Annotated in this window: 14 protein-coding genes; 1 reads left to right on the top strand and 13 read right to left on the bottom strand. The window is 73.3% G+C overall.

All coding sequences use genetic code 11. The annotated features are described in order from the left end of the window. Nucleotides 1-47: 47 nt before the first annotated feature. The 5 genes from C8054_RS19555 to C8054_RS19535 all read right to left on the bottom strand — a co-directional run bounded on the left by C8054_RS19555 (nucleotide 48) and on the right by C8054_RS19535 (nucleotide 4,609). A complete protein-coding gene (locus tag C8054_RS19555; RefSeq protein ID WP_107158261.1) occupies nucleotides 48-1,106 on the bottom strand; it encodes a hypothetical protein in 1,059 nt (352 codons plus the stop codon). Nucleotides 1,107-1,180: 74 nt separating this feature from the next. Further along, nucleotides 1,181-1,831 carry a response regulator transcription factor gene (locus C8054_RS19550; RefSeq protein WP_107158260.1) on the bottom strand — a complete coding sequence of 217 codons (651 nt, stop codon included), beginning with the start codon at nucleotides 1,829-1,831 and terminating at the stop codon, nucleotides 1,181-1,183. Then, entirely contained in the window at nucleotides 1,828-3,078 is a 1,251-nt protein-coding gene (locus tag C8054_RS19545; protein WP_107158259.1) for a sensor histidine kinase, read from the bottom strand. Before C8054_RS19545 ends, C8054_RS19550 begins: the two co-directional genes overlap by 4 nt. 60 nt (nucleotides 3,079-3,138) lie before the next feature. Continuing rightward, nucleotides 3,139-3,636 (bottom strand): hemerythrin domain-containing protein, encoded by a 498-nt coding sequence (locus C8054_RS19540; RefSeq protein WP_107158258.1) that lies wholly within the window; start codon nucleotides 3,634-3,636, stop codon nucleotides 3,139-3,141. Nucleotides 3,637-3,640: 4 nt separating this feature from the next. Beyond that, nucleotides 3,641-4,609 carry an aldo/keto reductase gene (locus C8054_RS19535; protein WP_107158257.1) on the bottom strand — a complete coding sequence of 323 codons (969 nt, stop codon included), beginning with the start codon at nucleotides 4,607-4,609 and terminating at the stop codon, nucleotides 3,641-3,643. Between the two features lie 65 nt (nucleotides 4,610-4,674). On the opposite strand from C8054_RS19535, the gene mgrA reads away from it, so the two are divergent. Continuing rightward, a complete protein-coding gene (mgrA, locus tag C8054_RS19530) occupies nucleotides 4,675-5,670 on the top strand; it encodes an L-glyceraldehyde 3-phosphate reductase (protein ID WP_107158256.1) in 996 nt (331 codons plus the stop codon). Between the two features lie 12 nt (nucleotides 5,671-5,682). Here mgrA and C8054_RS19525 read toward each other — a convergent pair whose 3' ends face one another. The 8 genes from C8054_RS19525 to C8054_RS32065 form a co-directional block, all read right to left on the bottom strand. Further along, a complete protein-coding gene (locus tag C8054_RS19525) occupies nucleotides 5,683-7,281 on the bottom strand; it encodes a DNRLRE domain-containing protein (protein ID WP_107158255.1) in 1,599 nt (532 codons plus the stop codon). 59 nt (nucleotides 7,282-7,340) lie between these two features. Further along, nucleotides 7,341-9,530 carry a hypothetical protein gene (locus C8054_RS19520; RefSeq protein ID WP_107158254.1) on the bottom strand — a complete coding sequence of 730 codons (2,190 nt, stop codon included), beginning with the start codon at nucleotides 9,528-9,530 and terminating at the stop codon, nucleotides 7,341-7,343. Beyond that, nucleotides 9,527-10,900 (bottom strand): alkaline phosphatase family protein, encoded by a 1,374-nt coding sequence (locus C8054_RS19515; RefSeq protein WP_107158253.1) that lies wholly within the window; start codon nucleotides 10,898-10,900, stop codon nucleotides 9,527-9,529. The genes C8054_RS19520 and C8054_RS19515 overlap by 4 nt, the downstream gene beginning before the upstream one ends. After that, on the bottom strand, nucleotides 10,897-12,525 hold the full coding sequence (locus C8054_RS19510; protein WP_146179939.1) for a glycosyltransferase family 39 protein: 1,629 nt from the start codon (nucleotides 12,523-12,525) through the stop codon (nucleotides 10,897-10,899). The genes C8054_RS19515 and C8054_RS19510 overlap by 4 nt, the downstream gene beginning before the upstream one ends. Further along, entirely contained in the window at nucleotides 12,522-14,972 is a 2,451-nt protein-coding gene (locus C8054_RS19505) for a glycosyltransferase (RefSeq protein WP_158273873.1), read from the bottom strand. The genes C8054_RS19510 and C8054_RS19505 overlap by 4 nt, the downstream gene beginning before the upstream one ends. 470 nt (nucleotides 14,973-15,442) lie before the next feature. Then, a complete protein-coding gene (locus C8054_RS19500) occupies nucleotides 15,443-16,744 on the bottom strand; it encodes a hypothetical protein (RefSeq protein ID WP_146179938.1) in 1,302 nt (433 codons plus the stop codon). Nucleotides 16,745-16,867: 123 nt separating this feature from the next. Then, entirely contained in the window at nucleotides 16,868-17,770 is a 903-nt protein-coding gene (locus tag C8054_RS19495; protein WP_107158249.1) for a lytic polysaccharide monooxygenase, read from the bottom strand. Nucleotides 17,771-18,136: 366 nt separating this feature from the next. Next, nucleotides 18,137-18,460 carry a hypothetical protein gene (locus C8054_RS32065; protein ID WP_158273872.1) on the bottom strand — a complete coding sequence of 108 codons (324 nt, stop codon included), beginning with the start codon at nucleotides 18,458-18,460 and terminating at the stop codon, nucleotides 18,137-18,139. Between the last annotated feature and the right edge of the window lie 146 nt (nucleotides 18,461-18,606).

Genomic DNA, 18,606 nt, shown 5'->3' with positions numbered 1-18,606 from the left:
CCGGTGGTCGGTCCCGCCCCGTGACCGGGACCGACCACCGGGGGCGGTCAGCGCTCGCAGCGGCGGCAGGCACCGCGGCGGCGCAGCAGGTAGGCGTACGCGGCGGCGCCGAGCGCCACGCCCCACAGCGGCCAGAGCAGCATCGGCAGCGTGGTGAGGCTGAACCCGCCGGTCAACGCCCAGAACCGTGGGGCGGTGAGCAGCCCGAGGGAGCCGGCGGTGACCGCGAGCGCGACGAGCGTGGCGGGCACCACGGCGAGCGACGCCGGCACCCGGCGGCCGGCCAGACCGACCATCCACCGGGGGAACCGCTCGCCCCAGGGTCGGACCAGCCCGAGCGTGAGCGCCGCCCCGGCCACCGCGAAGGCGCCCAGCCCGGCGCCCGCCCAGACGAGCCCGCTGTCGTGCATCTCGTCGAGGAAGTCGCGGGAGATGCCGAGTGGGATGCCGGCGGCCCAGGCGAGCCGGGTGAGCGCGTACAGGGTGGGGATGACCGCGGCGGTCCAGGCCGCCCAGCGCCCCCAGCGGGCCGCGGCGGCCGCTGTGGTCCAGCCCCGCCCGGCGTCGTCCCGGCCGCAGGCGGCACAGGCCCCGGCGGTACGGCGTTGCCAGCCGAGCACCGCCAGGGCGAGCAGCACCCCGCCCGCCATCGCGGCGGTCTTGCACAGCAGCGTCCAGGTGAACACGTCGGCGTAGTCGACAGGTGGCCAGCCGAACGGCGCGCCGACGAGCAGGATCGGCGCGTAGCCCAGCGTGATCAGCACCCGGGTGTCCGGCACCACCACGGCCAGCCCGAACGCGACCGTCCAGCCGTAGCCGAGCAGCAGCGCGCGCAGCGGCCGGGACGGGTGGGCGACCGGGCCGGCCATGGCCAGCGCGGCGACCGCGGCGGTGAGCAGCAGCGCCGCGAACAGCGCCGGGCCGACCGACACCGGCACCAGGCGGAGCAGGTTGACGTCGCGGTCCCGGTCGTGCACGCCGAACGGGTAGCCGGCGCGGGTCACGGTGGAGATCAGGGCGAGCACGCCCCAGAACGCGAGCCAGCCGGCGGCGAGCGGCGCGGTCCGGGACCGATGACGGGTCGGTGCGAGCGACGTGGCGGTCATGGTTCGAGCCTCGGCCCCCGGCGACCCGAAGCCCTCCCGAGGCGGAGTGAGACGCCTCCCCCGGCCGGGGGAACTCAGCCGGTCGGGACCACGAACCCCGACTCGTACGCGGCGATCACCGCTTGGGTGCGGTCCCGCACCCCGAGTTTGGCCAGCACGTTCCCGACGTGTGTCTTGACCGTCTCCCCGCCGACCACCAGCCGGGCGGCGATCTCCGGGTTCGACAGCCCGGCCGCCATCAGCCGCAGCACCTCGGCCTCGCGCTCGGTGAGTCGGGCGGCGGCCAGCCGGTCCCCGCCGCGTCGCCCGTACGCGCCGACGAGCTGCCGGATCGCGGCCGGGAACAGCAGCGACTCGCCGGCCGCGACCACCCGGATCGCCTCCACCACCTCGGCCGGGCGGGCCCGTTTGAGCAGGAAGCCGCTCGCGCCGGCGCGCAGCGCCTCGTAGACGTACTCGTCGTTGGCGAACGTGGTGACCACCAGCACGCGCGGCGGGTCGGCGGAGGCGGCGCGCAGCCGGCGGGTGGCCTGGATGCCGTCGATGGCCGGCATCCGCACATCCATCAGCACCACCCGTGGCCGCAGCCTGGCCACCAGTGGCGGCACCGCCGCGCCGTCCGCCGCCTCACCGACCACGCGCAGGTCCGGCTGGGCGTCCACGATGGCCCGCAGCCCGACCCGGATCAGCTCGTCGTCGTCCACGATCAGCACGTCGATGGTCACCCGGGCTCCTTCCTCGGCGCCGGCAGGGTGGCCCGGACCCGCCACCGGTCCCCGACCGGGCCGGCGTCGAGCCGCCCGCCGAGCAGCAGCACCCGTTCCCGCATGCCGTCCAGCCCGCGTCCGCCGCCGGTCGGGCCGGTGCCGCCGCGCACGGTGTTGACCAGCTCGATGGCCAACCCGTCCGGGGGTACGCCGACCCGCAGCGTGACCGGTCCCCGGCCGTGTCGGGCCGCGTTGGTCAGCCCTTCCTGCACGATCCGGTAGCCCTCGCGGGACACCACCGCGGGCAGCGCGTCCAGCGGGCCGTCGACCCGGGACTCGACGACCAGCCCGGCGGCCCGGGCGGCGGCGACCAGGTCGGCGAGACCGGCCAGGGTGGGCTGCGGCGCGGTGGACGCGGAGGACCGCCCGGCGTCCGTCTCGCGGAGCAGCCCGAGCACCTGGTCGAGCTCGTCCATGGCCCGCCGGCTGGTCTCCTCGATGGCCCGCAGCGCCCGCCGGGTGAACTCCGGGTCGGTGTCGAGCAGCTCCCGGGCGGCGCCGGCCTGGAGCGTCGCCACGGTCAGCGCGTGCCCGACCGAGTCGTGCAGTTCCCGGGCCAGCCGGTTGCGTTCGGCCAGCCGCACGGCCCGGGCCTCCAACGCGGCGATCCGCTCGGCCTGGGCCGGGCCGAGCAGCACCGGCGCCATCGAGGCGGCAAGCGCGCCCAGCCCGGCCACCGCGTACCCGAGCACGACCAGCAGGGCCACCCCGGCCAGCCCGGCCGGCACCGGGCGGGTCGGGTCGAACGGCCCGAACCGCTCGCCCGGCCCGGCCCCGGTGTCGATCCCGGTCAGGCCGACGACGAACACCAGCGCCATCGGGAACGCGCTGATCGCGGCGAACAGCACGGCCGCGCCGGTGCCCAGGTGCATGGCGATCCAGAGCGCGGCGCGCAACCGGGTCTCCCGGTCCACGCGGTGGCCCGGCAGCGGCTCCGGCAGGTCGACCGCGAGCAGCGCCCGGGCGGCGGCGATCTCCAGCGCCCGGCTGCCCGCCAGGAACACCGGCACCACGGCCAGCCCGACGCCGACCAGCAGCAGCCCGTACCCGAGCGGGCGCGGGACCTCCGTGCTGGTCAACAGCTGCGCGAACGCCACCACCAGCAGCGCGTACGGCAGCGCGAGCACGCCGCCGAGCAGCAGGAACACGGCCCGCCGCCAGGTGCTGCCGCGCACCAGCGGCTCGAGCACGCCCCGGACCGTCATCCGGTCATTGTCCCGTCGCCGGTCGCCGGGCGACTCCCCCGCGCCGGGGAGATCGGCCCGTCAGCGGTGGTCGCGCACGTAGCCCTGCGGGTCCTTGTCGCGGAACGGCAGGTCCCGGCCGTTCTTGTGCTCGCCGTAGAAGGTGAGCCACCGCGCGCCCAGCTCGGCCCGCAGCTCCACGCTCGCGTGCCGGCGGAAGTCGGGCAGCGCCTCGTCCTCCTCCTCGGCCAGGTGCTCGCTGTTCTCCCGGCGGGCCGTGCCGACCGCCGCCCACCAGGCGTCCGAGCCGACCTCGTGCAGCTTGGCCTCGGCGATCGCGTCGCGGATCTTGTTGTGGTCGCCGATCGCGTCGGCGGTCTCGTCCTCACCGTCGTCGCCGTGCCTCACCAGGTGCGGATAGAGGATGGCCTCCTCCGCCTCGGCGTGGATGTCCAGGTGCAGGGCGAGCGCCTCCCAGATCGCCAGCATCTCGGCCGGGTCGCGGGCGTCGTCGAGTCGGGCGAAGCCGCGCCGGAAGGCGGCGTGGTCGTCCAGGATCAGTGCGGTGACGTCGTCCATGCGGTCACTTCCCCAGTCGGGCGCGGATCAGCCGGGGCATCGCGGCCAGGCCGGTGACCGGCCGGAACGCGTGCGCGGCGGCGACCAGCGCGGCGTACTCGTCGTCGGTCAGGTCGATGTCGGCGGCAGCGGCGTTGCGTTCCATCTGCTCCACCCCGGACGCGCCGGGGATGGCCACCACGTTCGGGTGCCGCAGCACGTACGCGAGCGCGATCTGGCTCGGCGTGGCGTCGTGCGCGTCGGCCACCTCGCGCAGCGTGGCGATCAGTTCGGTACCCCGGGCCAGGTTCTCCGGCAGGAAGTACGGGTTGGCCCGGCGCACCGCCCCGGACGGCGGGTTGGCGGCGTCGTAGCGGCCGGAGAGGAACCCCTGTGCCAGCGGGCTGTACGCGATGACGATCCGGCCGGCCTGCTCCGCGTACGGGATCAGGTCCTCCTCCGGGCCACGGTCGATCATGCTGTAGCGGACCTGGTTGCTCAGCACCCGGCGGCCCAGCGCGGCCTCGGCGAACCGCCACCGGCGCAGGTCGTAGTTGCTGACCCCGACCTCGCCGACCAGCCCGACGTCCTGGAGCGTGCGCATGCCGCGCATGGTGGTGGTGTCGGCGACCACCGGGTTGGCCTGGTGCACCTGGTACAGGTCGATGCTGTCGACGCCGAGCCGGGCGGCGGAGGCCACCGCCCGCTGCTGCACCACCGGGGCGACCGGCAGCAGCGGGAATATCTTGCTGGCCACCACCACCTTGGCCCGGTCGTGGCCGAGCGCCGCGCCGAGGATGCGTTCGCTGCGGCCGAAGCCGTACAGCTCGGCGGTGTCGAAGAGGGTGACCCCGAGGTCGAGCGCCCGCCGCACGATCTCGGCCGCCCGCCGCTCGTAGTCGGCGCCGTAGCCCCACTCGCGGGAGCCGAACTGCCACGTGCCGAGACCGATCTTGGAAATGGGCTTGGGAGTGTCGAGCCGCACGAAACGCATGGCTCCGACGCTACCCGCGCCCCGGTGCCCGCACACCGGTTCGGCGGTGGGCGCAGAATGATCGGGTGACCTACCTCGCCAGCGACGACCGTTACGACTCGATGCTCTACCGGCGCAGCGGCCGCAGCGGGCTGAAGCTGCCCGTCATCTCCCTCGGCCTGTGGCACAACTTCGGGCCGGACCGGCCCTTCGAACGGCAGCGCGACATCGTCCGCCGCGCCTTCGACCTCGGCATCACCCACTTCGACCTGGCCAACAACTACGGCCCGCCGCCGGGCGCGGCGGAGGAGGTGTTCGGCCGGCTGCTCGCCACCGACCTGAAGCCGTACCGGGACGAGCTGGTGGTGTCCAGCAAGGCCGGCTACCTGATGTGGCCCGGCCCGTACGGTGAGTGGGGTTCCCGGAAGTACCTGATCTCGTCGCTGGACCAGTCGCTGCGCCGGCTGGGCCTGGATCACGTGGACATCTTCTACTCGCACCGGTTCGACCCGGACACTCCGCTCGAGGAGACGATGGGCGCGTTGGACGCGATCGTCCGCTCGGGCCGGGCGCTCTACGTGGGCATCTCCAACTACGACTCGGAGCAGACCGCCCGGGCCGCCGAGATCCTCCGGGACCTGGGCACCCCGCTGCTGATCAACCAGCCGTCGTACTCGATGCTCAACCGCTGGACCGAGTCCGACGGCCTGCTGGACACGCTGGACCAGGTCGGCGCCGGGTGCATCGCGTTCAGCCCGCTGGCCCAGGGCCTGCTCACCGACCGTTACCTGGGCGGCATCCCGGCCGACTCGCGCGTGCGGACCAGCGTCTTCCTCAACGAGAGCGACCTGGACGAGTCGCGGATGGCGACCGTCCGCGCGCTCGCCGAGGTGGCCCGGCGGCGGGGGCAGAGCCTGGCCCAGCTCGCCCTGGTCTGGGCGTTGCGCGACCCCCGGATGACCAGCCTGATCATCGGCGCGAGCAGTGTCGAGCAGTTGGCCGGCAACGTCGCCGCGCTGGACGACCTGGACCTCGCCGGCGAGGACCTGGCCGAGATCGACCAGATCCTCGCCGGTGCCTGAGGACGCGCGACGCTACCGGAAGATGGTGCCGTTGCCGGCGTCCCGGACCGCGCTCACCCGGTTCGGGGTGAACGTGTTGCCGGGCCCGACCACAGTCGCGTTGCAGCCCTCGGTGACGTAGAGCCCGTAACGCTGCGTCCTGACGGTCTGGTCGTCGATGGCCACGTCCCCACTGACCACGGTGTCGACACAGGTGATCCCGGTCGCGGTGGTGACCCGGATGCCGTCCCGGTTCGGCGTGTCGTCGGAGCTGTCGGTGACGTGGTTGTCGATGATCTGGTTGCCGGTGCCGCTGTTGATGTTGATGCCGTCCTGCCCGGCCTGGTCGATGACGTTGTCGCTGATCAGGTTGTGGTCGGCCGTCTTGTTCGGCTGGTCGGCGGTGGACGAGGCGCGGTTGACCTGGATGCCGTGCCCGCCCACGTTGGTGATGGTGCAGCCGGTGACCGTGTCACCGCTTGTCGCCAGCAGTTCGACGCCGTCGCTCTGGGCGCCGCTGATGACGCAGTCCCGAACCGTGTTGCCCATCGACGTCCAGGTCTGGTTCTTGCCGTCGAACACGATGCCCCGCCCCCGGGACGCGGTCACCCGCACCCGCTCCACGACCATGTTGTTGCCGTCGTCGAAGTCGAGCGCGTCGCTGGTGCTCCGGAACGCCCCGCCGGCCGAGACCGCGAGGTCCCGGACGACCACGCCGTCCCAGCCCTTGGTGTTGAACGGCTCGGTGTCCCCCGCCGACGAGTTGTCGTTGCGGATCAGCGTGTCGTACATGCCGGCGCCGACGAAGGTCACCTTGCGGACGCCCTCCAGTTTCATGTATTCGGCGCCGAAGTCGAACGTGCCGGCCTCGAACCGGACCGTGCCGCCGCCCAGCCGGTTCAGCTCGACCACGGCGCTCTCCAGCACGGTCTTGAGACTGCCGGTGTAGGTCTCCCCGGTGACGTCGGAGGCCGCCCGGTAGGTCGTCGCCCCGGTCCTGGTCACCACGTACGGCGACGGGTTGGGCGGCGCCGGCGTCATCAGTTGCGGCTTGTCGACGCCCTCCCGGCTGGTCACCCGCAGGCCGGTGTCGTTGGTGGTGGTGAGCGCCATGGTCACCGGCCCGTTGCCGGTGACCAGCGAGGAGACGTTCACCGACACCCAGGTGTCCGCGCCCACCGGTCCGCTGCGGACGACAGTCGCGCCGATCGGTGGGGCGTTGCCATAGGTGATGGTGTTCTCGTCCCAGTTGTTGTCGGCGACGGGGTGTACGTCCACCCCGGTGCTGCTGGCGGTCTCCACGTAGAGACGCAGCACCGCGGTCGGGTCCGTGGCCACATCGGCGACCTCGAAGCGCAGGTAGGCGACCTGCCGTGGCACGGCGTCGACGCGGAGCGAGGCGGTCCGCCCCGCGTTGACCGTCGGGTGGGAGGCGTCCACCCAGGCGTCGGCGACCGGGTTGAGCGTCACGGCCGCGGCGGCCCGGGCCACCTGGGCCGCGGTGGTGACGTGCGGTTTCGCCGGGGTGCCGGCGGGTGCCGCGGCGACAGGCGGAGCGACGGCGGTGACGGCCAGGAGCAGGACGGGTGCCGGCGCGAGAAGACGGGCCAGGGATCGGGATCGAGTTGTCATCGGTCCTCCAGAACGATGTGGAGGGTGGTCCGGGCCGGCCGCGACATCGGGTCGCCCGGTCAGTGGTGGAGCGGCGCCTCCTCGGACCGCGTGGCGCCGGATGGGGTCGACGGTGTGGCGGCGGCTCGCGCGCGCCGTCGACGGCGATACAGCCAGAGCGGCACCAGGACCACCGCGCCGACCGCCAGGATCAGCGCGGCCCAGGCGGGCAGGCCCCAGTCGTCACCCTCGGCGCTGCTGTCCAGTTGCGCGTCCGGGTGCGGGGCGACGCCGAGCAGGTCGGCCAGGACCTCCAGGTACCTGCTGCCCCACTGTTCGCTCGGTTCCACGTAGGTGTTCTCGGTGAACTCGTTCCAGCTGATGACGCCGAGGGCGTCGGGCTGGGAGAGCCGGGCGGCGGCGAAGGACGCGCGCAGGGTCTCGCCGTCCCGGCGGGGCACCTCCCTTCTCCCGCCGATCTGGCGGGCGTCGAAGCCGGGCGAGACCGGGGCGATCCACAGCCCGCCCCGGAGATGGACGGCCCGGGACATCGCGGTGAGCTTGTCCCGGCTCTTGTCGACGAGCGGATCGGCGGACGACCAGTAGTACGCCTGCCCGTCCAACGTCGACTGGCTGTTCACCACCGAGACGCTCTTGGCGGTGCCGAGGACCTGGAGTTTCTCCTGGGCCTGGCGGACGGTGTCCGCGACCTCGGTGGCGGAGTACCTGTCGCTGCCGTTCCAGATCACCACCGGCTGGTCGAAGATCCCGAAGACCGGGTCGGCGGCGTAGCGTTCGGCGAAGAGGGCCAGGTCGGTCCGGACCGTGGCCAGCGGCAACGGCTTACGACTGAAGTCGATGCCCTGGTAGACGATGCCGAGCCGGAAGCTCTCGGCGCGGGCGACCTCGACCAGCGCGGCGAGTCGTTCGTCGAGCTGCTCGGTGTGTTTCCAGGAGACCAGGAAGCCGGTGATCCCGGCCGCCTTGGCCATCCGGACGTGCCGCCGCATGATCTCCTGGTCGTCGCTGGAGTAGCGGCCGAGCACCGGGTAGTCGCTCTTCGCCCGGTTCCACGAGCTGGGGTTGAACCAGATGTAGTAGTAGGCCAGCACCGGAACCGGCGACGACGTCGGGGTCGCCGCCGGCCCGGGCCCGGACCGGGCGGACGCGGCCTGGGCCCGACCCGCCGGCAGGCTCGCCGCGGCGACCGCCAGCAGCACCAGCACCAGGCCGGCGGCGGCGCGGGGCCGCCAGCGACGCCGACCGTCGCGCCGCGCGGCGCGACGGAGCGCCCGGAACGGGCGGCGCAGGTGCGGGCGGCCCAGCAGGACCAACCCGACGGCCACTCCGAGCACGCCCACCGCCACCAGGGTCAGGTCGACGATGCTGATCACGGTGAGCGTCACCTCCTGGTCCCGGCTGATGGTCACCGGCCGGCCGAAGGAGAGGCCGCCGCCACGGACGGTCAGGGTGTAGGTGCCCCGGGGCAGGTCGGGGACCAGGACGGTGCCGTCCGGGCCGAACCCCAGCCGCTGCACCCGCCCGTCGGCCCGGGTGAGCTGGATCCCGCTGCCGGCCCGCCGGGGGAAGAGCATGTCCGAGGCGGTGAACGACACCTTGAAGAAGAGCAGTTGCACCACCCAGGCCTGCCGGTCCCAGGGCACGAACTTCTGGCCGGCCCGGTTGACCACCGAGGTGCCGTCCACCACCACGGCGTCCACCACGTAGTAGAGACGTTTCGAGACGAGCCCCCGGGGCCCCTGCTGGGTGCGGCTCTCGGCGACCCAGAGCGGCTTGGCCAACTGGTCGCCGGTCAGCTCGATGATCTCGCCGGTGTTGCTGCGCAGCCGCATCGCGGTCGCCCGCTCAAGCGGCACCGGCGACCCGAACCGGTCGGTGTAGCGCCAGCTCACCCGCCGGATCGTGCGCAGGCCCACCTCGACGATCCGGTCCCGGACGCCGTGGTCCACGCTGCCCCGGATGCGGTCGAGCACCACCTTCCGGTCGACGCCGACCGTCGCCGACCCGACCGTGAGCCGATTGTCGAGCCCGAGGAAGTTCTTCACCCGGATGTTCACCCGGCCCTTGGCGTCCGAGCGGCCGGTGTTGCCGTCCACCGCGACCGGCACGCCCCGGATCGGCGGCACCATCTGCAGGTGCAGCGTGCCGGGCAGCGCGGAGCGGGGCGCCGCGGTGGCGGCGGCCGGGGTGAGCAGGACGACCAGGAGCACCAGGAGCAGCGGCGGCAGCAGCCGACGGGCGGCGCTCACCGCGACCGCCGCCGGCCCCGGACGGCCGCGGCGCCGACCAGCGCGCCGACCAGCAGCAGCGCGGTGGCGTACGAGCCGTAGACCGGCCGGGGGTCGGGCCGCCGCAACGCGACGGTGGTGCGTTCGGCGCTGAGCAGGACGCCGGGGCGGGGCGGCGCGTCGAAGTCGAACGCGTCGAGGAACGTGTTCGCCTTGGCGTCCCGGCTGGCGAGCGGCTTCAGCCGCCAGTTGACCTCGATGAACTTGAGCACCGAGGTGAAGTCGAGCGTGGTGGAGTCGACCCGTCCGCGCCGGGCGTACGGGCTGACCAGCAGCGCCGGCACCCGGAACCCGTAGCCGTACTGGTCGACCTTCGGCGGCTTGACGTGGTCGTACCAGCCGCCCCAGTCGTCGTACGACCAGATGAAGGCCGAGGAGGACCACTCGGGGGACCGCATGAGCTGCGTCAGCAGCGCCCGGACCAGGTTCTGACCGGCGCCGATGTTGCCCGGCGGGTGCTCGCTGTTGCCGGCCGGCGCGATGAAGGAGACCGCCGGCAGGTCGCCCCGGGCCGCGTCCGCGTAGTACTCGTCGAGATCCACGATCTTGGAGAACAGGCGCGGGTCGTCGACGTAGCGGGCGTACCCCAGCAGCGGCACCCAGATGACCTGCGCGCCCCGGTCGATGTCCTCCTCCTCGACCCGGGACCGGAACGTGATGGTCGGGTCGTAGTTCTGCACGTAGAACTTCCAACTGATCCCGGCCGCCTCCAGCCGGTCGAAGATGGTCGGGATGTTCCCCCAGCCGGTCGCCGGGATGGTCTCCGCCTTGCCGGCCGCGCCCGGCCCACCGGTGACCCGGTACATGTGGTTGCGGATGCTGCCGGAGTGCGACGAGCTGAAGAAGCGGTCGAAGAGCACGTACTCGTCGGCCAGGTTCCAGTAGTACGGCAGGTCGCGGTCGTCGTAGTAGGCCATCGCCATCCGGCCGTCCTTCCCCGCCCTGCTCACCCCCTCCACGAAGCCGTTCATCCGGCCGCCGTTGTACTGCTGGGCGAACGCGTCGGCGGAGTGGTCGAGGTCGATCGCGCCGAGCTTGCCGATGTGGAACGGCTTGACGCAGGGTTCCGGCAGGTCCGCCCGCATCGGCATGCAGACGCCCTTCGGGATGCCGTCCACCCCGGGCCGGGTGCCGAAGTAGTTGTCGAACGTGTGGTTCTCCTGCATCAGGAAGACCACGTTCTCGATCGGCGTGGTCGGTGTGGCCGGCGTCGCCGGGGCGGCCGACGCGGCGGCCGACGTCGCCGTCACCACGGACAGCGCCAGCAGCACGGCGACGGCCACCAGCCGTCCGGCGCGGCGCCGGAGCACGGAAACGATCCGACGGGTCATGGACGCACCTCATAGATGATGATCACGGGGACGGGAACGGCGCGACCGGAGGCGTCGGCGCCGCCGACGTACTCGGTGTGCACGATCCGGCCGTGATAGCGCCGGACGAGGGTCGCCAGCCGGTCGGCGAAGAACGTCGAGCGACGCGCGGAGAACGAGTCCCAGACGATGTAGTGCAGGTTGTTGTTGCGCAGCCACCCGTCCGGGTTGTTGAGCGCCACGTAGGACGGGTTGCGGTGCAACGGGTTCGGGCTGACCGACAGCCCGTAGCTCTGCCGCTGGCCGTAGTAGCGGATGATGTTCGACATGGACGGGCCGAGGGTGAGGATCACCGACCCGTCCGGCGTGTGGTCGGTCAACCACCGTCCGGCCTCCCGGCCGCCCGGCACGCCGCCGGAGCCGGCCAGGAAGTGCGCCCCACCCTGCTGGCTCACCGCCCGCCAACACGGTCCGAGGAGGCTCAGCGCGACCGTGGCGACGGCCACCAGCCGGACCACCAGGTGCACCCGGGCCCGGGGCATCACCCGCCGGGGGACGGCGGCGACCCGGGCCGGCACCGGCAGGACGGCCAACGCCCGCGCGGCGAGCACCGCCACCGGCACCACGACCGGCAGCAGGTACTGGAAACCCTTGACCGGCCAGAGTTGGAAGAAGACCACCGGCACGGCGATCCAGGACAGCAGCAGCGTCTCCCGCCAACTCCGCTGCCGGCGGGCCCACCACAGACCCCCGAACGCGGCGAGCAGCACCAGCAGCCCGATCGACGAGGGCACGTTCTCCAGGTAGAACGACATCGGGTGGTTGGGGCGCCGGAACAACTGCCAGACGAGATAGTTGCGGCCCGTCTCGGTGCGGCCGGCCAGCGCCTGGGAGATCGGATGGGTGGCGAAGACCAGCGCCAGCACCGGCAACGCCAGCAGCGTGGCCCGCACCGGCCGGCGTACGCCGGGGGTGAGCGCCAGGAACGCGTAGACGCTGCCGGCCAGCACGATGCTGGTCTCCTTGGCCAGCATGGTGAGGCCGAGCATGGCGGCGGTGGCCACGTACCAGAGCGCGTCCTGCCGTTGGACGAACCGGACCATGCAGTACAGCGTGAGCGTGGCCAGCAGCACCATCGGCCCGTCCAGCAGCACCTGCCGGGTCACCACCACGTGGTACGGCATCACGGCCAGCAACAGCGCGGCGATGAGCCCGACCCGCCGGGTGTAGAGCCGGGCGCCCAGCGGGTACACGGCGAGCACGGTCAGCACGCCCAGCGCCACGACGACCAGCCGGCCCGCCACGTCCACCTCGCCGGCCCGGAAGAACGGCGAGAGCAGCGCCTGGACGAGCATCGGGTGGGCCCGGAAGACCGGGAAGTACTCGGTGTAGCGGGGGTTGCCGGCGAGCGAGGCGGCCTGCCCGGCGTACACCGCCTCGTCGCTGTTGAAGCCGAACGCGTCGATCTGCCACGTCCGGACGAACAGCGCCAGGACGGCGACCCCGGTCAGTCCACCGGCCACCTTCCACCGTGGCCGCCGCAGCGCCGGCAGCCAGGACGGTGGCGCGGACCTGGCCGGTCGCTGCGCGTCGCCGCCGCGCTGCTCGGGCAGCTTGTCGGTGGTGGCCGGATGGCTCACGCTCACGCCGGTTCTCCCGCCACGGTCAGGTCACCACTCCAGCTCGGCCACGGCTGGGCGGGCACCATCGGGGCGCCCCGGCCGGCGCGTTCCTCCCGCAGCAGCCGGGGGATCTCGTCGGCCCAGCCGAAGTTGTCCGAGACGACGACCCGGCTGCGGACGTGGGACAGGAAGCTGGCGAGGATGTCCCGCTCCCGCGCCCGGAGCTGGCCGTACCCCTGGCCGTCGATCGTGATGGACGGCGCGAGGTACCGGAACGGCGGGAACCCGTACGCGTCGTCGGTGTTGTCGATCATGCGGTCGAGCGTGTCGGCGGCGTCCAGCTCGGTGATGTCGGGTTTGCCGCGCTCGATGACGAACAGCTCCTCCACCCGGGTGGTGGTGCCGATCCGGCACGGCACCAGACGGTCGACGCTGTACTTCGGCGGCGGGATCAGCAACTGGGTGACCGCGTTGATCCCCATGATCGGCAGGTTGAACCGGCTGAGCGTCAGCGCCAGGGACCGGCCGCCCTTGGAGTGCAGGCGGCTCTGGAGTTGCAGCCGCCGCCACTCGGCGGGCGTCAGGTCCTGCGCCTGCACCGCACGGAGCGTGTGCGCGCTGATGGTGAGCGGCTTGGGGAAGCAGGTCGCCACCCCGTCCGGCCGGACGATCGTCATGTCGTCGGAGAGGAACAGACCGCCGTGGTCGCGGAGCAGCCGCAGCACGGTGGCGGTCTTGCCGGTGTCGGTGAGCGCCGAGAGCATCACCCCGACCCCGTCGAGCGTGACGCACGCGGAGTGCAGCAGCATGTGCCCCCGGGCCACCATGACGAACCGGAGCAGCGCCTCGATGATGTTGGTGTAGACCACGTGCGGCGAGTGGGCCAGCAGCGGGCCGACCTGGATCTCGATCGGCGGTCCGAGCTGGATGCGGAAGTTCGCCCCCCACCGGCCGAGCTGCTCCTCGTAGCGCAGCACGGACTGGTCGGCGTACTGGGTCATGGCCGCGCGGCGCTGCGGCCCGCGACCGCCGATGTCGCTGACCCGCACCGCGATGTCCACCTCGGAGTCGGGCACCCACTGGGCCCGGAAGAACTCCAGCTCCGGCAGCATGATCTGCGAGCCGATGGTCACCACGCCGGCGACGTCGTAGCGGTACTTGAGGTACTGGTAGCGACGGCGCGACGGGGTGCTGGGGGTCTCGGAGGCGCCGGCGACGAGCAACCGCACCGGGTCGCGTCGAGCCTTGTCGACGGCGGTGTAGATGACCCGGTCGTTGATCAGGAAACGGACCAGGAAGAGCGCCACCAGGGTGACCGCGTTGGCCACCAGGATGCCGACCCCCGCCCACACCAGGGCCTGGAGCACGGGCAGCCGCAGCAGCAGCAACGCGTTGTTGAGCAGGAAGAACCTCGCCGCTCGGGCGGCGAACGAGCCGTGCCGGTTCCGCCGGTAGATCAGGCTGTCGATCAGCAGGAAGTTCCACGAGGTGGAGACCTGGGTGGCCAGCGTCGCACCGATCAGGTGGTGCATCCGGGCGGGTTCGTAGCAGAACCAGAGCACGGCGGTGTTCACCACCATGCCGGAGAGCCCGACCATGCCGAACGCGATCATCCGGCCCAGTTCACGCAGCCGCTCGACGTGGGTGCGCGGGCTCCGCCGGATCTGCCCGACGAGGCGGCGGCCCCGCAACCGGGCCAGGTGCCGCAGGAACGTCACGCCCTCCCGCAGGGACGCCTTCGACCGGCCGCCGTGCCGGGGCGCCATGTCGTACGCCACCTCGGCGACCCGGGCGCCGGGATGGCGTACCAGCAGCTCCAGCAGCACCTTGAAGCCGGTCGGGTTCATCCGGTCCAGGCGTACCGCGGCCCGGCGGAAGGCGAACAGCCCGCTCATCGGGTCGGTCACCGTGGCCAGCCGACGCGGGAACATGCCCTTCACCAGTCGGGTCGCCCAGGACGACGTCGCCGTCCGGAGAGCCCCGTCGAGCCCGCCCGGGGAGCCGCTGCCGGCGTACCGGGTGCCGATCACGACGTCGACGTCGTGGCGCATGGCGATCCGCGCGAGCGTGGCCGCCGCGGCCGGCGGGTGCTGGAGGTCGGCGTCCATCACCAGCACCCACTCGCCGCGGGCGTGCGCGGTGCCGAGCAGGACCGCGCCGCCCAGTCCGCCGGCGCGGTCGTGCGGCGGCCGGTGCAGCAGCCGTACGGTGATCGACGCCGCCGCGGCCACCCGGGTGAGCACGCCCGGTGTGCCGTCGTCGCTGTCGTCGACCACGAGGAGTTCGGCGTCGAGCGGCGCCAGCAGCGGGCCGAGCCGCGCGAGCAGGATCGGGACGTTCTCCGCCTCGTTTCGGGTGGGCACGATGACGGTCAGTCGGGGCGGGCGGCCCTCGTCCGCCTCGTGCAGCACCTGGAGCTGCGCCTCCGGCTCGGTTCGCCGGTCGCGAACTCCGGATCCGACTCTGTTCATGTCAACCCCCATGGGCGGCACGAGCGGCGTGAGCCACGTTGATGACGGGTACTTGATGCAGAACCGTCCGCCGGAGAAGTGAATCGATTTCCCGGAGCCCGGTAAGGGACGAACCCGCAGCACGGGGTGGCGGCTCGGATACGCAAAGAGTACGGAGGGTTAACAGCGGACTTCCAGTTCCTGAAACGTCAGCACCACGACACGTGCAATAAACGAACCGGCCCGCAGTGGTTCATAGATAGACGAGACACATTCCCAGCCCAGAGGCGGTAGGCGCAGGGCTTTCACGTCGCCGCGCCACGCGCGTCCGGCATCACGAAAAACTGCGCCACCGCCGCGACGCGCCGCGTCGCAACAATGGCGCAGTTGTGAATGGGGACGCCCCGACTCGGGGGCGGCAATGCGTTAATTGGACAGCGGAACGCGACGGTCGCGCGGCGGCGGCGCGTGGTCGACGCCGCGCGTCGACGTCAGCCGGACGTCACGATCGGCGGGTGGTCGTGCAGCACGGTGACGAAGTCGGACCGGCCACCACCGCTCCAGTCGCAGAGCGCGCCGGCCGGCGCGACGCCCCGGCACCCCACGGAACTCTCGACAGCCGTGCCCTCGCCCCACTCGTTGTACGTGGTGACGAGCTGCCAGAACGCCCCGGAGGCGGTCATCCGGGCCACTCCGGCCCGCCACCGGTCCAGGCTCCGGGCCAGGAACGGCGAGTGCCCGTACGACAGCCCGGCCTTCCAGAAGCCCGGCGAGACGGAGTACCCGCCGCCCGGCGCCCCGCTGAAGTCGGACTCGGCGTGGGCCGGGGCGTACTGGTGCCAGGCGTCCACGGTGACGCTGTTGGCGCAGTGGCGATAGCCGGAGAACACCTTCAGGCTGAGATAGATGGACTCGCCCCAGAGCCGCTGGAGCAGCGACCGGGCGCGGACCCACCGGTCGACGGTCTCGCAGCCGTCGGCCATGGTCAGATCGTGGGCGTTGTAGACGAAGACCACCATGCCCCGGCCGGGCAGCACGGCCAGCGCCGAGCGGTCCCCGCCGTACGTGCTCCGCAGGTGGTGCAGGTCGGCGGCGATCCGGTCGGGCGTGGGCCGGCCGGTGCCCTCCGGCTCGTAGTACGGCGCCCAGGCGAACCCGGTGTCCCGGGCGCCCCGGAACAGCGCCGGCCAGTGCCGGTCGGTGGTGGTGCCCTGACCGAACCAGGAAGCCAGCCCGACCGTGATGCCGCCGTACCGCATGTCCGCCACCTGGTCCCGGACCACCGTCTCGTCCACGGTGTAGCGTCCCCGGCCCGGCCGGTAGTTGGTGTACGGGTCCAGCCCGCGCTGACGCCACGCCTCCGGGAACCACGGGTAGTAGAAGGCGGCCCGGACGGCGGTCGGCGTCCGCACCACAAGCCGCAGCGCCGCCTGGTGCCGCGCCGACGCGCCGACGCCCTCGACGACGAGCGTGAAGGTGCCGGCACGGGCGGAGACGGAGGTCTGGACGGACAGAGCGGCCGAGGCGCCGCTCGTCACCGTGGCCGGCGTGACGGTGGCGAAGACGCCGGCGGGCAGGTTGGTCACCCGCAGCGCCACCGGCTGCGGCGCCCCGCCGGTGGTGGCCGTGTCGACGGTCGCCCGGGCCGGATGTCCGGCCACCGCCGTGACGGCGGCGGGCGCGACGGTCAGCGAGAAGTCGTCGGCGGCGACAGGTGGCGCCGCCGACGCGGACGGGCCGACCGGCACGGCGGCGGCCAGCACCGTGAGTACCACTGCGAGACGTAGGAACATCGACACTCCTCTGCGTTGCCCTGGCGGGTCCGACACCGGGGCAACGCGGGAGCGACCGGTCGGGTGACTGCGCGGCCGGTCACCGGCCCGCGCGACGACCCGGGCCGCGCCCGGGCCGTCGACTCACCAGATCCGGCGCCGCCCGGCGCGATGGTTGCGGACCCCGCACGGCCGCCCGGGCGGCGGGCCGCCGGCCCGCCGCATCCGCCGGCCGACCACGGCCGCGAGCAGCGCGGCGACCACCACCACCGCCGCCGACGCGCCGACGACCAGCGGCCGGGAGAACGGGCCGGTCCCGGTCACCGCCGCGACCGGCACTCCCGGCGCGTCCGCGGTCGCCGACTCCGAGCGGGTACGCGGGGCCGCCGCGCTCGCCGCCGGTGCGGCCGGCCGGGTGGCCCGCGAGGCGGCGCGGAAGATCACATCGGAGCAGGAGTAGTAGGTGTCCTGGGTGTTCGAGTTCTGCCAGATCACGTAGATCAGGTGCCGGCCCGTGCGCCCGGCCGGCAGTCGTCCCGGCATCTCGTACGCGCCGTCGCGGATCGGCGGGTCGGTCACCGACAGGAACGGCTTGCGTTCCACATCGGCCCAGGTCAGCCGCGAGTCCGGGGCGTACGAGGCGGTGGTGACGTAGAACCGGAACGTGCCCCGGTGCGGGATGGTGGTGCGGTAGCGGAAGGTGTGCCGGGCGCCGGCGGTCAGCGTGGTGGCCGGCCAGTCGGTCCGGGGCAGGTCCAGCCCGCGGTACGCGGAGAGCCCCCCGCTGCACAGCTCGCCGTCCGGAATGCGCTCCCGGTCCCGCCCGTCGATCCGGGCCACCCGGATGTTGTCCCACTCCCGTACCGCTGCGCCGGCCGCGATCGCGGCCCGGCAGGCCGGTGTGTCCGCCCGCCCGCCCTCCGGCCCGCATGCCGCCGCGCGGCTCAGCGGGCTGGTCGGCGCGCCGTGGGCGCTCGCCGGGACGGCGGTGAGCAGCAGCGTCGTGCCGATGACGGCGAACGCGACGAGCGCGCGACGTGTGCCCATGTGATCGACCTCCCGCGCACTGGTACGGGCCGGAAGCGGCAAAGGTTCGATCCGCACCGGTGCCACGACCGGTCAGGCTCGGCTGGCCGAACGGACAACCGGGGCGGCGGAGCGGTCGGGGCGGGCCCTACAGTGACGACACCCTGTGATCGAGGAGCGCGTCTTGCCCGAGCCGGCACAGCATTCCGAGCCGCCCCGTCCCGCCTCCGCGGACGGGTCTCCGACGGGCGACCTGCCGCCCGCCGCACAGCCGTACCTGCTGGTGCTGCCGCCGACGGAGGGTGCGCCGCCGCCGGTGCCGTGGCCCGGCGGGGAGGGCCAACCGGCCTGGGCGATCCCGGTCGTCGTGCCGCCCGGCACCCACGGCTACGCGCTGTTCGTGCCGCTGGTCCCGGCCGCCGGCCAGCCGACGCCGACCGGCGTGCCCGCCCAGGCCGCCTCGCCGGCCGTCGAGACCCCGTCCAGCGTGCCCGCCCAGACCGCCCCGCCGGCCGTCGAGACCCCGACCTCCACCGCCCCGGACACCCCGGCCAGGCCCCCGGACGCCACCCCGCCGACGGCCGGTCCGACGCGACCGGACGGCGCGCGACCGGACGGCGCGCGACCGGACGGCGCGCGACCGGACGGCGCGCGATCGGACGGCGGCGCACCGACGCCGGGCAGCGTCCCGGCCACGACGCCGACCAGCACCGGGCCGATCCCGGCGCCCGCTCCAACTCGACCAGCACGGGCACGCCGTCCGGGCCGGGGATCAGGTCGACCCGGGCGTAGAGCAGCCGGTCGGCGCCACCCGGGACGGCGGTCAGCACCTGCTCCGCGACGGCCCGCTGCGCCGG

The organism is Micromonospora sp. RP3T, assembly GCF_003027925.1.
Classification (GTDB): Bacteria; Actinomycetota; Actinomycetes; order Mycobacteriales; family Micromonosporaceae; genus Micromonospora.
This window is presented reverse-complemented; position numbering and strand designations above follow the sequence as displayed.

What these genes read in the sequence shown, in the direction of transcription:
- C8054_RS19515 (WP_107158253.1), bottom strand. Translation starts at nt 10,900, where the DNA reads ATGACCCGTCGGATCGTTTCCGTGCTCCGGCGCCGCGCCGGACGGCTG.
- C8054_RS19495 (WP_107158249.1), bottom strand. Translation starts at nt 17,770, where the DNA reads ATGGGCACACGTCGCGCGCTCGTCGCGTTCGCCGTCATCGGCACGACG.
- C8054_RS19540 (WP_107158258.1), bottom strand. Translation starts at nt 3,636, where the DNA reads ATGGACGACGTCACCGCACTGATCCTGGACGACCACGCCGCCTTCCGG.
- C8054_RS19500 (WP_146179938.1), bottom strand. Translation starts at nt 16,744, where the DNA reads ATGTTCCTACGTCTCGCAGTGGTACTCACGGTGCTGGCCGCCGCCGTG.
- C8054_RS19505 (WP_158273873.1), bottom strand. Translation starts at nt 14,972, where the DNA reads ATGAACAGAGTCGGATCCGGAGTTCGCGACCGGCGAACCGAGCCGGAG.
- C8054_RS19555 (WP_107158261.1), bottom strand. Translation starts at nt 1,106, where the DNA reads ATGACCGCCACGTCGCTCGCACCGACCCGTCATCGGTCCCGGACCGCG.
- C8054_RS19535 (WP_107158257.1), bottom strand. Translation starts at nt 4,609, where the DNA reads ATGCGTTTCGTGCGGCTCGACACTCCCAAGCCCATTTCCAAGATCGGT.
- C8054_RS19525 (WP_107158255.1), bottom strand. Translation starts at nt 7,281, where the DNA reads ATGACAACTCGATCCCGATCCCTGGCCCGTCTTCTCGCGCCGGCACCC.
- C8054_RS19545 (WP_107158259.1), bottom strand. Translation starts at nt 3,078, where the DNA reads ATGACGGTCCGGGGCGTGCTCGAGCCGCTGGTGCGCGGCAGCACCTGG.